Raw genomic sequence first — 13555 nt, 5'->3', positions numbered from 1 at the left:
TTCAGCGGATGCGAAAAGCGCTCCAGGAGCGCTGTCGCATCGTTCCGCATCAAGACCTGGCTAATCGCCAGCTCTTGACCTCAAAGGGGCGCAAACCGCAATTTGGCACCTCTTCCATCGGCTCTTCGAGAATGCTGACGACGCCCATGTTCTGCCAGCGCGGCGGAAGGCGTAACTCAAAGCTGCCGCGCCGCCCGGCAGGCTCGTACACGCGCACGATGAGGCCATCGCCATCCTCCGAAGGCTTGACGGCGGAAAGTGCCGCATCGATCCCGACAGCGGCGAGCGGCTGCCATCTGCCTGTTGCGCGATCTGTGACGGCGAGCGCCAGCAGCGGTTGGTTTAGATCTTCGGCCTCCTCCCTCACGCCGCCTTCATACCAGGTGCCCTCATGAGGCATCAGCGAATAGGTAAACGTCTGGATGCCTTCGTCGGCGAGCGGATCGGGATAGACCGGCGCGCGCAGGAGCGAGAGGCCCAGGACATTGCCGCGCACGCTGTGGCCATACTTGGCGTCGTTGAGGATGGCAACGCCAAAGCCAGGCTCCGAAAGATCGGCAAAGCGGTGGGCAGGCGCTTCGAACATCGCAGCTTCCCAGGAGGTGTTCGAATGGGTGGGCCGTTCCACGACCCCGTAGGCGCATTCGCAGGTGGCCCTCGCGTGACGTACGGCAACGCCCGTCAGCGTGCGAAGGAAGACACGCCGGTCATGCCAGTCAAGTTCTGTCTGTATGTCCAGCCGTCGCGCGTTGGCACCAAGCGACAGAACCTGCGTAATGCGCGAGTGGCGCCAGGTTCGAACGATCTTGATCGCTGCCCGGTGGGGGCCTTCCTCAATCAATTCGAGGCTGTCGAGACGAGTGACCTCTTCGCCACGAGCCGCGTAGTCTTCTTCGACATCCCAGGCGTCCCAATTGCGCGGCTTATCGGTGGGATAGACGAAAAGGCGATTGCTGCAGCCCTCAAGCGCCTCACGGCCCGTTGGCTTGTGCAAGATGCTGGCGATGGAGCCGTCCTTTGCAAGCCTCACTTTCAGGACAGCGTTTTCCAGATAGTCGCGCCCAGCTGAAAGGCCGGACTTCGGCTGGAGTGCTTCGCTCGCCAGAACAGCAATCCCAAGCGGCGCGATCCGTCCCTCGGCCGCAATTGTGCTGCCATCCGATAGCGTCAGGCGGAGGGGTCGTTCAGACAGCGAGGGATTGACCACCAGAACATTGTTGCCTTCTCCAGCCGGCAGTTGCGCGGCTATGGATTTCATCGCCGCCATTTGAGCCGAGCGCGCCTCTTTCACGACTGCGTCGAGTTCGTTGGCGGCATCGACATAGACCTCGGCAATTGAGGAGCCGGGCAGGATGTCATGGAACTCGTTCTTTAGGACGACACGCCAGGGGCGCTCCATTGATGCCGGCTGCTCGCCCCCCAGAAGATAAGCAAGGCCTGCCAGCGTCTCGGCGGTCACCAAGCCGCGCTCTGCTTTTCGGTGCACCCGCTTGACGGCGCTCTGACTTGTGAGCGTTGCGCGGTGCAGTTCCAGATAGATCTCGCCTTGCCAGACTGTCAGTTCTTTCCTGGCCGCCGTGTCATGCGCATCCCTGAAGAAGTCGTGGACCCGTGTCCAGCGTGCCTGCGGCAAAGCCGGGAAGAATCGCAGTTGCTCTTCCCGCATAATCATTTCCGGCGTTACGCCGCCGCCGCCATCGCCATAGCCCACGGCAAGCAGCGTGGTTTCGTGCTTGTCCTTCTGGCGGAAGTTCTTCCAGGTCGGCACGAAACAATCCGGGCGCACGAAGCCATTGTAGCCTTGCATCGGATTGTCGAATGTGTGGGCGAGCACTCTGCTGCCATCGAGCCCTTCCCACCAGAAGAGGTCGGCGGGGAAGCGATTGGTTTCAGACCAATTGACCTTGATCGTGAAGAAGCTGTTCATGCCGCCTTGACGCAGAAGCTGGGGCAGGGCGCCGGAAAAACCAAAGCAATCGGGCAGCCAGCAGACGGTATGGCGAACCCCGAAGGTCTTTTCGAAATAGCGCTGGCCATAAAGGATCTGCCTGCTGAGGCTCTCGCCGGTCGGCATGTTGGTGTCGGGTTCGACCCACATGCCACCGAGCGTTTCCCACTGGCCTGCCTTTACCCGTTCGACGATACGCGCCAACAAGCCTGGATCGTCCTCGGCTATCTGCGCATAGTAGTGGGCCGTGGACTGATTAAAGCGGAAATCGGACGATTGCTCCATAAGCGACAGCGCCGTGTGGAATGTGCGGCGCATCTTCCGCCGGGTTTCGCTGTATGGCCAAAGCCATGCAAGATCGATATGCGCGTGCCCGGTCAGTGCGATCTCGCCTTGCGGCGGAAATCGCTGGCGCAGTTGCTTGAGCTGTCCAACAAGTGTTTCGTAGGCTTCGAGCACGCTGGCCCGCTGGCTCTGATTAAGACCTTCGGGTGAAATCTCAACTGGCGGCAACTGCCAGATCTTCTGCTGGATCGGCGAGGGCGCCGTACGCGCGACATAGGCGGCGGTGGCCGACGGCCAGTCGAGGGTACGCATGGCCTGTTCGGCGACATCGAGGAGGTGCGGTGTGACCTCGTGGCCGTCGAGGATGTCTGCTGCTTCGCTGACCTGCCGCAAGAGCAGCCACAGCCTGTCGACGGCCGTGTCCAGCCAGATGACTGCACCACGTTCCAGCCTCGGGTGCTGCACGGGTTCTCCAAAGGGCAGGCGCGCGACAGTTTCGGAAAAGATGCGGATGCTGCGCGAAGGCACGAGGAATTCCCGGTGATAGGGATCGAGGCCGAGCCGACGCTCCTTGCCCGCCTCGTCGACGATCGTGATCAGGCTTTCGCCGCCAAGGTCAAGCACGAGCCGAGCTTCGTCGAGGGGCCAATGGCCGGGCAAGGTGATTGCACCGGAAAATCGTACAGTACCGTCTTTGCGTGGCCATGAACTGCCGATTGCGATCGGCTCTCCTTCAAAGGTCCAGCCGTCTATCTCAATGGTCTCGCGAGAGCGCCAGTATTCCAGCTCTGCGATACGGACGCGAATGCGGTCGAGGCGTTGGGTCAGAGTAAGCGTCATGATGAGATCCTGAGATGTGAATGCAATGTCAGCCCTTGACGGCGCCCTCCGTCATGGCGCCGAGGATGAGCCGCTGGAGGGCGAGAAAGGCAACGATGGCGGGAACGACCGATACAAGGCAGGCGGCTGCCAGCAACTGCAGGGAGGAGTCGTTTTGTGTTCCGGCATACTGGAATATCCCGACGCCAATGGGCATGAGCGATTCCTTGCTGATGAGAAGAAATGGGACGAGAAACTGCGACCAGCCGGCGATGACCGAGATGATGAAGGCCGAGGCGATGCCTGGTGCGGACAAGGGAAGGATGATGCGCCAAAAGACGCTGAAATGACCGCAGCCGTCAATGACTGCAGCTTCGTCGAGGCTTTTCGGAATGCCGTCGATTGAGCCTTTCAATATCCACGTCACCATTGGTACCGCGAGTGCGATGTAGACCATTGTCGCACCGAAATGGCTGTCGGTAAGATGAAGTGCTGCCATGTAGCGGTAGAGGGGTACCATGATAACAAGCGGTGAAATCATCTGAAAGGCAAGCAGGACCATCATCCAAGTTCCTTTTCCGCGAAACGGAAATCGGGAAAAGGCGTAAGCTGCAGGCAGCGCCACGATCAGGCAGCCGATTGCGCTGCACGAGGACAGGATCAATGCATTCCAAAGATATCCTGCGAACTTGTCGGACGATAAGATGGCGCCGAAATTTTCCAGAGTCGGCGCTTTGGGGATGAGACGGCTCACGCCCAGAAAGATTTCCTTGCGCGTCCTTAGCGCAAGCGACAGCAGCCAAAGCAACGGCCAGGCGAAGAAAAGAAACGTTATGGCAAGGAACAGATAACTGAGCGCATCGCCGATGCGATCTTGTCTGAGAGGCCTCAAGACGGTTCTCCTCTTGGCAGAAAACGAGCATAGACGAGTGCAAGGCCAAGGCTGATTGTAAGCATCAGGATCGACAAGACCGCGCCGGCTGCAAGATCGTAGTTTCGGAACACGACGTTGAAGGTGTAGAGCGAAAGAACCTCGGTCGCGCGTCCGGGGCCGCCGCCGGTGAGCGAAATGATTGCATCAAACGTATTCAGGGTTTGGATCGTGATGAGGATCATGTTGACGAGAATAGCGGTGCGCAGCTGGGGCAGAGTGATATAGATCAGCCGTTGCCATGGATTTGCACCGTCAACTTCGGCAGCCTCGTAAAGAACAGGATCGATGGCCTTGCTCGCCGCATACATCACAACCATCGAGAACGCCGTGCCGCGCCAGACATTGGAGATCACGACCGACCACATGACCATGTGTGGATCCGACAACCACTGCACAGCCGGGACGCCGATCAGCCGCAAGAGACTGTTCAATCCGCCAAACGGCGCTTCGTTGAAAAGCATTTTCCAGATGATGCCGCCGGCAATGCCCGGAACAACCCAGGCCACAAGGGCTGTTGTTCGCACGATCGTCGAGCCGAAGAGCCGGCGCTTTTCGCTATGCAAAACGATCAAGGCGATGAAAAGCCCGAAGAATTGCTGCGCAACGACGCTCGACGCGGTGAAGACGAGTGTCACCCACAGGATTTGCAAGAGCTCGGGCTTCGACAATGTGGTGACGATCGTCTGCAGCGTATACACCTCGTCCGTGCCAAGCAGCGAGACGTTGGTGAACGCGAAGCGGAAGACGTCCAGCAAGGGATAAAGATAAAAGACGCCAAGGACAAGGATGAGGGGCATAAGCCAAGGCAGCGGGGAGGGGCTATGCCGTCCGTCGGCTTTCCTGCCGATCCTCTGGCGGCCATTGGCGGCAATGCTTGCATCCATCATCGATCCGATCCGGCCATTTCGTCGTCAGGCAGCGGTTGCGCAGGCTTCCTGGCGGCACGGAGGCATTTGTGCCCGCGCCGCCAGATGATGTTCAGCTGCGTTTGAAGGCGCTAAGCGAGGCGGCGAATGCCTCGTCCACGGCAGCCTCGGTCGGCTGGACGCCCGTCAGCACCTTGCCCATCATGATCTGAATCTGATTTGAGATTTCGGGATAGACGGGTGCGCCGGGCCTTGCCTGCCCGAACTTCAGCGCTGCAGCAAAGGTCTTGTTGGCGTCTGAGGAAAAGACCTCGTATTTGTCATAGAGATCGGCGCGGGTCGGAAGCTGTTCCTGCAGCGCATTGGCAGGTCCCATGTAGATGTCGCGGGCAAGTTCGGCGCAAAGCTTCACCTTTCCAGTATCCTTGCTGAAAGCCGCCACCGTCCACCCGCCGGTGCCCGTTGAGCGCTGGTCTGCTGTCGGGCCAGGAAGCGGAGAGAAAGCCCATTTGGCGAATTCATCGGCATCAAGCGCTGTTTTGAGCTGTGCGTATTGCCAGTTGCCACCGACAAATAGCGCCGTCGTGCCGGCCGCTGCCGCTGCATTGAAGTCGTCATAGTTACCGATGGTCGCCACGCGTTTCGGAGCGGCCCCGGACTCCACGAGATCGCGGTAGTAGTTGACGGCTTTAATGAATTTATCCCGGTTTTCGCCCTCGCCGAAGATCGGCTTGCCATCGTCATCCACCAGTTTGCCGCCTTGGGCCCAGAAGTTGGCGAGCCAGTCGAATGTCGTCCCTTCATAGCGCCCGCCGTTGAACAGAACGCCTTCCATTCCCTGCTCGACCGAGGAAAGGGCCGCCTTCTTCAAGTCGTCCCAGGTCTTCGGCGCGTCAGGAACAATTTCCTTGTTCCGGTAAAGCACGCGAAGGTCGGTCGACCACCACCATGCGTAGATGCTGCCGTCAGAGCCGGTGATGCCCTCGCGGATAAAGGGGAAGAGCTGGTCAATTTCCTCTTTGGTGAAGTACGGTGAGAAGGACTGCAGGACGCCGGCTTTCTTGAAGAGCGGCAACACGAAGGAATCGACGGCTGCACAATCGGGGGCCGAGCCCGATTTGGCCTGTTCGAGCATGCGCGCTTGTTCCTGTCCGATATCCCCGGACATCATCTGCAACTCGATCTGCCAGTCGGAATGCTTGCCGATGAAGTCGTTGAACAGCTTGCTGTAGCCTTGCGCGTAAGCCGGCTCGTTGTTGCGCGGACCATCCGTCGTCATCCGGAAAACCAGCTTGTTGGGTGCGTCGGCCTTGCCGACGATGTCGCCCGTGATGGTCTCTTGTGCCGTGCCGTCATGCGGCACGGCCAGGAAAGTGGTGGCCGCCAGTGCAAGAATGAGTGCTTTATTCCTCACGAGTATCTCCTCCCGGGGTCAAGGATCCGATTTGAGCAGCTGCCTCCAACAACGCTCCGATCCGCGAATTAGATTAAGTCACATTCATTTGGTGTCAAGGTTGCACCGGAAGCAGGGCTCACAAATGCGAGATACCGCACCTCAAAAACCTCCGTTGCAAAAAGGCCGCCGGGCCAATGGCTTGAGGAGCAAGCAGCGGTCCAAGAATGTTGCCTGTGATCTTTGGCGAGGACGAGCGCAATGATGTCTCAGTCGGGACCCGCCGATCGATGTCTGGCATTGCCGATGCTTGCATACATGCCGGTTGTTCGAAATTCCGTGGGCGTGATGCCGTAAACGCGGCGGAAGACCTTGGAAAAATAGTTGGAATCTTCGAAGCCGCACATGATGGAGACCTCCTTGACCGGCAGGAAGTCGGCTTTCGTCAAAAGTTTTGCCGCACGCTGAAGCCTTTGCTGCAGCACATATTCGGCAGGCGGCATGCCTTCGCTCTCTGCGAAGCTGCGGGAAAAATGCGCGCGGCTGAGACCGACGATGCCCGCAAGTTCGCTCACCGGCAATGGCTGATCGAGATTGGCGTGGATATGATCGATCACCGGCTGCATGGCGCTGAGATCCGCCGCTAAAGCCGCAGAGCCGAAGACGTCGTCATAAAGGGCCATGGCCGCCTCATAAGCGATCGCCGACGCTGCTCCAGGCGTTGAAGCACCCTTGACAAGGCGAAGGCTGCAGTCGGCGAGATGATCGATGGTCGATGGCTTGAGCCTTAGAACCGGACCTGCAAGCCCAAGCACCATCTTGTGGATCCTCAACGTCTCCTCGCCATGCATGGATATCCAGAAATATTCCCAACGGTCGCCCTTTTCGAGCCAGTAGCGGTGATTGTGCGGCACGAGAACCAAGAGCGTATCACCGCTTTGGAGCCGGTAATTTCGGTTCTGGTAGCGCAGGCGGCCGGTGCCGCCGATTGTGTGCTGCAGGACGGTGAAGGGGGTCTGGCCGCGCCGCCTGCCGTCCCAGTCGTAGACTTCGTTTTCCCGAACCTCGTAGCCAGCACTCGTCGGCATGGCGTGCAGTCGCTGGCGCCCGCGCGGCAGGGAGATTGTCCTCATGGACTGGCCGTTGGCGATCAAATCCCGCAGCACAAAATTACCCTCGAAAGCATAATCCTTCTCTGGCCACCTCCGCGAATATCCGCATAATCGCCCTTCATAAGAGGAAGAGATCGCGGTCGAGAGAACGGCCAGGAGGAAATATAAGCGTTATTCATGCTTGTTCGGACTGCATGCGTCTGCATGTGGTCTTTCCTCTCCTGCCCATCTTTTACCTAGCATCTGATCAGATTGAGGTGAAGATTATGAGTTTCAAAATCGCTATCATCGGGGCAGGCAGCGTCGGCTTTACCAAGAAGCTGTTTACCGACATCTTGTGCGTTCCCGAATTCAGGGATGTCGAATTCGCGCTGACGGATCTCAGCGAACACAACCTTCAGATGATCAAGGCGATCCTCGACAAGATCGTTCATTCGAACAAGCTGCCGACAAAGGTTACGGCTACAACCGACCGACGCAAAGCGCTTGAAGGGGCTCGCTACATCATCAGCTGCGTGCGCGTAGGGGGACTGGAGGCCTATGCCGACGATATCCGCATCCCGCTGAAATATGGCATCGACCAGTGCGTCGGTGACACGATCTGCGCCGGTGGCATCCTTTATGGGCAGCGCAACATTCCCGTCATTCTCGATTTTTGCAGCGACATCCGCGCAGTCGCTGAGCCCGGCGCAAAATTCCTGAACTATGCAAACCCGATGGCAATGAACACGTGGGCTGCGATCGAATACGGCAAGGTCGATACGGTCGGCCTGTGCCACGGTGTACAGCATGGGGCCGAACAGATTGCCGAGGTTCTCGGCGCAAGATCGCTTTCGGATCTCGACTACGTCTGCTCGGGCATCAATCATCAGACCTGGTTCGTCGACCTGCGTCTCAACGGCCGCAAGATCGGCAAGGACGAGCTTGTTGCAGCCTTCGAAGCGCACCCGGTCTATTCGCAGCAGGAGAAGCTGCGCATCGACGTCTTGAAGCGCTTCGGCGTCTATTCGACGGAAAGCAACGGCCACCTTTCGGAGTACCTGCCGTGGTATCGCAAGCGTCCGGAGGAAATTACCAAATGGATTGACATGTCCGACTGGATCCACGGTGAGACCGGCGGCTATCTCCGCCACTCGACGGAAACGCGCAACTGGTTCGAGACGGAGTTCCCGCAGTTTCTTGAATCGGCGTCGAAGCCAATCGATCCGTCTAGGCGCTCCAACGAGCATGCAAGCCATATTCTTGAGGCTTTGGAGACCAACCGGGTCTATCGCGGCCACTTCAACGTCAAGAACAATGGCGTCATCACCAACTTGCCGGCCGACGCTGTCATCGAGTCGCCAGGGTTCGTCGATCGCTTCGGCATCAACATGGTCTCCGGCATCACCCTTCCGGAAGCCTGTGCGGCAACGTGCATCTCGTCGATCAACGTTCAGCGCATGTCCGTCCATGCGGCGATCAGCGGCGATATCGAACTTTTGAAGCTTGCGGTGCTGCACGACCCGTTGGTCGGTGCCGTCTCGACGCCCGAAGAGGTCTGGCAGATGGTCGACGAAATGGTCGTGGCTCAAGCCCGCTGGCTGCCTCAATATGCCCACGCCGTGCCGGCTGCGCAGGAGCGCCTGTCGAAATCGAGCGTGAAGACGCGTGATTGGGCCGGCGCTGCACGCCGCAGCGTGCGCTCCATCGAGGAGCTGCGCGCCGAAAAGGCGGCCTTGAAACAGGCTGTTTGATCTTCGTGAAAGGCGGGCTGCGGCGGTGTTCGGGAGGAAAAGCTGTCGCGTCGCACTGATTTCACGCCGTTTAGGAGAACCGGAGAGCGCAAGTGCTCCGAACAGGAGGGAGAAACGATGAAACATCTTCGTAAAATTGGCATTCTTGCCGGACTGGCGCTGAGCGTCTCCGGCCCGGCCTTGAATGCCTATGCATCCGAACCGACCATTCCACCGGAACCGGCGCCGTTTCCGGCTGAAGGCAAGATCAATTACGTTGCCCGCGACTCCATTTTGGAGTTCAAGGCGTTGCCTGACTATAACGAACCCGACTGGGTGAAGAAGAATTTCGTGGATACCGGCAAGCTGCCGCCGGTCAAGGATCGGCTTCCAAAGGAGCCGCTGGTCTTCAAGACGGAAAACATGCCGGACGGTATCGGCGTCTACGGCGATACGATGCGTCATGTCATCGGCGGGAGGCCTGAAGGCTGGAACTACGGCGCCGGCCAGACGCAGGGCTGGGGCGGTATCGATATCGGCCTTTCGGAATGCCTGACGCGCACCGCGCCGCTCTTCCAGGTGGAGGCCAAGGATACCGAGCCGCTTCCGAACCTTGCCAAGAGCTGGGAGTGGTCCGAAGACGGTCACAAGCTGACGATGCACCTGATCGAAGGTGCGAAGTGGTCAGACGGCGCTCCCTTCACCGCCGATGACATCATGTTCTACTGGGAAGACGAGGTTATCGACCCGAACGTGTCGCCGCTTGGCGGGGGCGCATCGCCGGAAGCCTTCGGCACCGGCACGACCCTGAAGAAGGTTGATGACTATACCGTCGAATGGACCTTCAAGGAGACCTTCCCCAAACAATATCTATACACGATGGCCTATCCCAACTTCTGCCCGGGTCCGTCGCATGTCCTGAAGCCGCAGCATCCGAAATATTCGAAGAACACGTACGACCAATTCAAGAACGCGTTCCCGCCAGAATATATGAATATGCCGGTGATGGGCGCCTGGGTGCCTGTCGAATACCGTCCAGACGACATCATCGTGCTGCGCCGCAATCCCTATTATTGGAAGGTCGACGAAAAGGGCAACCAGCTCCCCTATCTCAACGAGCTGCACTACAAGCTTTCGACCTGGGCGGATCGTGACGTCCAGGCGGTCGCGGGCTCGGGCGACTTCTCGAACCTCGAACAGCCTGAGAATTTCGTTGCCTCGCTTAAACGCGCTGCCGAAAAAACGGCACCCGCCCGTCTCGCCTTCGGTCCTCGGTTGATTGGCTATAACCTGCGCATGAATTTCTCGGCCAACGGCTGGGGCGATCCGGACGCGCGTGGCCAGGCGATCCGAGAGCTGAACCGCAACGAGGATTTCCGCAAGGCGGTCACGATGGCGTTCGACCGCAAAGCCATCGGCGATTCGCTCGTCAAGGGACCTTTCACAGCGATCTACCCCGGCGGCCTGTCCTCCGGCACGAGTTTTTATGACCGGCAATCGACCGTCTACTATCCATACGACCTTGAGGGCGCCAAGGCCGGGCTTGCGAAGGCGGGCCTGAAGGATACGGATGGCGACGGCTTCGTGAACTTCCCCGCCGGGCAGGCGGGCGGAAAGAACGTCGAAATCGTGCTGCTCGTCAACAACGGCTATGCCACCGACAAGAGCCTCGCAGAAGGCGTCGTCGGCCAAATGGAGAAGCTTGGCCTCAAGATCATCATCAATGCACTCGATGGGCCGAAGCGCGATGATGCGCACTATGCCGGCCGCTTCGACTGGCTGATCCAGCGCAACACCACGGAACTGGCTTCGGTCGTGCAAAATACCGAGCAGCTCGCGCCTGTCGGCCCGCGCACCAGCTGGCATCACCGTGCCGGCAAGGACGACCAGCTCGATCTGATGCCCTTCGAAAAAGAGCTGGTCGATATCGTCAACAAATTCAGGACAAGCCAGGACAATGACGAGCGGGTCAGCCTGATGAAAGAGTATCAGAAGAATTCGACGGAGCATGTGAACACCGTCGGCCTCACCGAATATCCGGGGGCACTGATCATAAACAAGCGCTTCTCGAACCTCCCGCAGGGCACTCCGATCTTCATGTTCAACTGGGCTGAGGATTCCGTCATCCGCGAACGCCTGTGGGTGGCTGCCGACAAGCAGCAGAAGTATGAACTTTTCCCCGAGCTACTTCCCGGCAAGCCGGGAGAAAAGGGTCCGCTTAACTAGAGCTTCCTCCCAAATGAAAGTGAGCTTCCGGCCGCGCGTGGCGCGCGGCCGGTCATAATCAACAAGCCGGCCGCGCTGACGAAGAGCGACTGGCGGCAAGGAGAAGCGAACCGTCCGATGTTGCGATTCCTGCTCGTGCGCATAGCCTCAGCGATCCCTGTGCTCTTCATCCTGAGCGTGGTGACCTTCGCGATCATTCAGGCGCCGCCCGGCGATTACGCCGATTACATTCGCTCCCAGCTCATCAACCAGAGTGGAGCCTCCTACGCGCAGGCGGAAGCCCAGGCCCAGGCCTACCGCGTCGAGCACGGCCTCGATCAAACCATGGTGGTCCAGTACTTCAACTGGATCGGCGGTATCGTCACTCGCGGCGATTTCGGCTACAGCATGTACTATAACAAGCCGGTTGCCGACGTCGTCGCAGAGCGCCTGCCGCGCACGCTGCTCTTGGCCCTGGTCTGCCATCTCTTTGCCTCCGTACTCGGCATCAGCTTCGGCATCTGGGCAGCGACACGCCAATATACCTGGATCGATAGCCTTCTTTCCGGCGTTTCATTTCTCGGCATGACGGTGCCGCGCTTCTTGATGGCGCTGATCATCGTCTATTTGCTGGTGTTCCAGTTCAACATTTCCGAGATCGGCAGCTTCTTTTCGCCGCAGTATGGCGGCGCGCCATGGTCGTGGGCGAAGTTCGTCGATCTGGTCAGCCATGTCTGGCCGGTCGTTGCGATCGCCACCTTCGGGGGACTCGCCTACAATATGCGCGTCATGCGCGGCAATCTCCTGGATACGCTGAATGCGCAATATGTCGAGACGGCCAAGGCGAAAGGGTTGACCGGCAGCGCGGTCGTCATGCGCCATGCAGTGCCCAATGCGCTGCATCCACTCGTGATGTATCAAGGCGTCGTGCTTCCCTACATGCTGACCGGAGAAATCGAGACCGCGATCATTTTCGCCCTGCCGACCGTCGGTCCTGCCATCGTCGGCTCCATGGCGATTGGTGATGTCTATGTGACCGCGACCTTCATGATGGTGCTGTCGGCAACGCTGATTGTCGGCAACATCATCGCCGATATGCTGCTCGCCCTGCTCGACCCGCGTGTCCGTCAGTTCTCAGGAGCCTGACATGTTGGCCTTCGATTCCTCCCTGCCGCCCCCGCACGAAGAAACCGTCAAGAAGCCGCCGCACGGCAACGAAAGCTACATCGCACTTGTTTGGCGGCGCATGAAGCGCTCCTGGACAGGCATGATGGGCCTCATCCTCGTCGGGCTGCTGATTATCATGGCCGTCTTTGCGGATTTCTTCGCGCCGATGGATCCGAAGGCAACTGACGTCGGCTTCGCGCCGCCGCAGGCCATCAGCTTCCACGACAAGGATGGCAACTTCGTCTTTCAGCCGCGCGTCTATGCGCTTGCCGATTCAGAAGAACTCGATCCCGTCACCTTTCAGCCGATCGTCGGCCCGGATTATGACAATCCCCGCCACCTCGGCTTCTTTGTAAAAGGGGCCGACTACAAGCTTTTCGGCCTCATCGCCGCAAACCGGCATTTCTTCGGATCGACAGATGGCGAGCCGGTGCATTTTCTCGGCACGGACAAATTTGGACGCGACGTGCTTTCGCGCGCGATCATCGGCTCGCGCATTTCGCTGGTGATCGCTCTCACCGTCGTCTTTATCGTCACGCTCGTCGGCACGACCGTCGGTATGGTCTCCGGCTACTTCGGCGGCACATTCGACGTGTGGGTCCAGCGCTTTGTCGAACTGGTTCTGGCATTTCCTCAGCTGCCGCTCTATCTGGCGCTGACGTCGCTGATCCCGGTGACGGCTCCGACCAACGTCTTCCTTGCCTTCGTCATCGTCGTCATGTCGGCACTCGGCTGGGCGCAGATGTCGCGGGAGGTTCGCGGCAAGACGCTGGCATTGGCGCGTATCGACTATGTGCGGGCGGCGATGGCCGTTGGCGCGACGGACCGGCGCATTATCTTCCAGCATATCTTTCCCAACGTGATGAGCCACGTGATCGTATCGGTGACACTGCACATCCCCAGTGTCGTGCTGCTCGAATCCTTCCTCGGTTTCCTGGGCTTTGCGGTGAAGCCGCCACTGATCTCCTGGGGCCTCATGCTGCAGGATACGGCGAACTACTCCGTCATCGGCACCTATCCTTGGATCCTTGCCCCTGTCGGATTCGTGCTTGTGACCGTCTTTGCCTTCAATGCGCTGGGCGATGGCCTGCGCGACGCAGTCGATCCTTATTGA

9 protein-coding genes are annotated in these 13555 nt (G+C 59.0%); 4 read left to right on the top strand and 5 right to left on the bottom strand.

Going from position 1 to position 13555, the window contains the following annotated elements; translation table 11 throughout:
• Nucleotides 1–49: 49 nt before the first annotated feature.
• The 5 genes from AM571_RS32245 to AM571_RS32225 all read right to left on the bottom strand — a co-directional run bounded on the left by AM571_RS32245 (nucleotide 50) and on the right by AM571_RS32225 (nucleotide 7411).
• Complete coding sequence (locus tag AM571_RS32245) at nucleotides 50–3073, bottom strand: alpha-mannosidase (RefSeq protein ID WP_074064998.1); 3024 nt, start codon at nucleotides 3071–3073, stop codon at nucleotides 50–52.
• A 28-nt stretch (nucleotides 3074–3101) separates the two neighbouring features.
• Nucleotides 3102–3944 (bottom strand): carbohydrate ABC transporter permease, encoded by an 843-nt coding sequence (locus AM571_RS32240; protein ID WP_074064997.1) that lies wholly within the window; start codon nucleotides 3942–3944, stop codon nucleotides 3102–3104.
• Nucleotides 3941–4873, bottom strand: coding sequence for a carbohydrate ABC transporter permease (locus tag AM571_RS32235; RefSeq protein ID WP_081377259.1), 933 nt, complete (start codon nucleotides 4871–4873; stop codon nucleotides 3941–3943). Before AM571_RS32235 ends, AM571_RS32240 begins: the two co-directional genes overlap by 4 nt.
• 91 nt (nucleotides 4874–4964) lie before the next feature.
• Nucleotides 4965–6248, bottom strand: a complete 1284-nt coding sequence (locus AM571_RS32230; RefSeq protein WP_074065706.1) for an extracellular solute-binding protein — start codon at nucleotides 6246–6248, stop codon at nucleotides 4965–4967.
• Between the two features lie 266 nt (nucleotides 6249–6514).
• Nucleotides 6515–7411 carry an AraC family transcriptional regulator gene (locus AM571_RS32225; RefSeq protein ID WP_074064996.1) on the bottom strand — a complete coding sequence of 299 codons (897 nt, stop codon included), beginning with the start codon at nucleotides 7409–7411 and terminating at the stop codon, nucleotides 6515–6517.
• Between the two features lie 212 nt (nucleotides 7412–7623).
• Here AM571_RS32225 and AM571_RS32220 point away from each other — a divergent pair, with 212 nt between their 5' ends.
• The 4 genes from AM571_RS32220 (at nucleotide 7624) to AM571_RS32205 (ending at nucleotide 13555) form a co-directional block, all read left to right on the top strand.
• Nucleotides 7624–9090: an alpha-glucosidase/alpha-galactosidase gene (locus AM571_RS32220; protein WP_074065705.1), complete on the top strand. Its 1467-nt coding sequence runs from the start codon at nucleotides 7624–7626 to the stop codon at nucleotides 9088–9090.
• Nucleotides 9091–9207: 117 nt separating this feature from the next.
• Entirely contained in the window at nucleotides 9208–11295 is a 2088-nt protein-coding gene (locus tag AM571_RS32215) for an ABC transporter substrate-binding protein (RefSeq protein ID WP_074064995.1), read from the top strand.
• 117 nt (nucleotides 11296–11412) lie between these two features.
• Entirely contained in the window at nucleotides 11413–12420 is a 1008-nt protein-coding gene (locus AM571_RS32210; RefSeq protein WP_074064994.1) for an ABC transporter permease, read from the top strand.
• A gap of 1 nt (nucleotide 12421) precedes the next feature.
• Entirely contained in the window at nucleotides 12422–13555 is a 1134-nt protein-coding gene (locus AM571_RS32205) for an ABC transporter permease (RefSeq protein ID WP_074064993.1), read from the top strand.

The organism is Rhizobium etli 8C-3, from assembly GCF_001908375.1.
Lineage (GTDB): Bacteria > Pseudomonadota > Alphaproteobacteria > Rhizobiales > Rhizobiaceae > Rhizobium > Rhizobium etli_B.
The sequence above is the reverse complement of the archived record's forward strand: the minus strand, read 5'-3'. Positions and strand labels throughout refer to the sequence as shown.